Here is a 2023-nt window from a genome sequence, read left to right on the forward strand (position 1 = left end):
GTCATGCGACCAGCATGGACCTCGCCACCGACAGGACGTGAGCAGCGCTAGCCTCGTCGTCGATGAACGCCGCGCACCCAGACACCCTGCTGATCACCCTTACGGGCAAGGACCGACCGGGAGTCACGTCCTCGGTGTTCAGCACCCTGGCCCTCGCCGGGGTCGAGGTGATCGACCTCGAGCAGATCATCCTGCGCCGCCGGCTGATCCTCGGCGTGCTCGTGAGTGCCCCGCGGGACTGGAAGAAGCTCGCGGCCGCTGTCGAGGCCTCGGCCGAGGCTCTCGAGATGAGCGTCGAGATCGAGCGCGGCACCGGTGACAACCGCTCGCGCCGCGAAGGTCGCTCGCACGTGACCATCATCGGCACGCCGCTGCGCGCGGCCGCCATGGCCGCGATCGCAGGGCGCATCGCCGACACCGGCGGCAACATCGACCGCATCGAGCGGATGGCGCGCTACCCCGTGACGGCCATCGACCTCTTCGTCTCCGGGGCCGACCCCGAGACGCTGCGCACGCTGCTGGCGGTCGAGGCCGCCCAGCAGGGCATCGACATCGCTGTCCAGCCCGCCACGATGCTGCGCCGCGGGATGCGCCTGATCGTGATGGACGTCGACTCGACCCTGATCCAGGGCGAGGTGATCGAGATGCTCGCCGCGCACGCCGGCCACGAGCCCGAGGTCGCGCGCATCACCGAGCAGGCGATGCGCGGGGAGATCGACTTCGAGGAGTCGCTGCGGCGACGCGTCCGGCTGCTCGCCGGGCTCGACGAGAGCGTCCTCGACCAGGTGTACGCCGACATCGTGGTCTCCCCGGGAGCCCGCACGATGGTGCGCACATTGCGCCGCCTCGGCTACCGCTTCGCCATCGTCTCCGGTGGCTTCAGCCAGATCACCGACCGACTCGCGACCGACCTGGGCATCCACTTCGCACGCGCCAACGAGCTCGAGATCGTCGACGGCGTGATCACCGGCGAGATCGTCGGCGCCGTCGTCGACCGTGCGGGCAAGGCCGAGGCCCTGCGCGAGTTCGCCGAGAAGGTCGGCGTCACCCAGGACGCCACCATCGCCATCGGCGACGGGGCCAACGACCTCGACATGCTCAACGCCGCCGGCCTCGGCATCGCCTTCAACGCGCGCCCGGTCGTGCAGCAGGCAGCCGACACGGCCGTCAACGTGCCCTACCTCGACGCGATCCTCTACCTGCTCGGCATCTCGCGCGAGGAGATCGAGGCGGCCGACGCCGAAGCCGGCTTCGTCACGCCCTCGCCGCCCGTCTGACGTCGGGCTCGGGGCGACTTTCTGGCTGTCTGCACGCTGCGTGCTGGTTGCTTGCGGCCAGACGACGCTCAGCCGCGCCCGACGTGGTGGGCGACGAGTCGGGCCGAGCCCGGCGCGAGGTCGGCCCAGCTGCCGGACCACGTGAACACCGTGGTCGCGCTCGTCGGGTAGCCCAGGGCCAGCGCGCTGCCGGCCTCGACATCGCCCTCGCCGTCGTCGAGCACCTGCACGAGGTAGGCCACGGTCGGGTTGTGCGCGATCACCAGCAGGGTCTCGTGGGCGTCGTCGACCAGTCGGACGAGGTCCAGCGCGGTGTCGACGTCGGCGGCGTACAGGCCGCGGTCGGGGCTCGACTCGCACTCCCTCCAGGCCTCACCGGCGCCGCGGCGGACGTGCTCCCAGGTCTCTCGGGTGCGCAGCGCACCCGAGACGAGTGCGTGGTCGGGGACGACTCCTTGATCGGCGAGCCACGCGCCGACTGCAGCTGCGTCGTCGTGACCGCGGGCCGCCAGGGGGCGCTCGTAGTCGCTGGGTCCGGCCTGCTCGGCCTTGGCGTGGCGCATCACCACGAGGGTGCGGGGCAACATGTCGACCACCCTAGGGGAGGACGCACGTCGAGAACCGCGCACGGCCGCTCTAGGGTGAGCCCATGTCACCCGGCCCCCTCATGATCATCGGCGGTGCGGAGGACAAGCTGCGCAAGCGCTCCATCCTCGCCGACTTCGTCACCGCCAGCGGCGGTGCAG

Annotated in this window: 2 protein-coding genes; one reads left to right on the forward strand and one right to left on the reverse strand. The window is 71.1% G+C overall.

What is annotated here, in order from left to right:
• Window positions 1-62 precede the first annotated feature (62 nt).
• The gene (gene serB, locus VOI19_RS18650) at window positions 63-1277 is read left to right on the forward strand and encodes a phosphoserine phosphatase SerB (protein ID WP_323794438.1); all 1215 of its coding nucleotides are present in this window, start codon (window positions 63-65) and stop codon (window positions 1275-1277) included.
• Between the two features lie 68 nt (window positions 1278-1345).
• On the opposite strand, the gene VOI19_RS18655 is transcribed toward serB, so the two are convergent.
• Complete coding sequence (locus VOI19_RS18655; protein WP_323794439.1) at window positions 1346-1864, reverse strand: histidine phosphatase family protein; 519 nt, start codon at window positions 1862-1864, stop codon at window positions 1346-1348.
• Window positions 1865-2023: the final 159 nt, after the last annotated feature.

This window comes from Nocardioides sp. (genome assembly GCF_034670285.1).
Taxonomy (GTDB): Bacteria; Actinomycetota; Actinomycetes; order Propionibacteriales; family Nocardioidaceae; genus Nocardioides.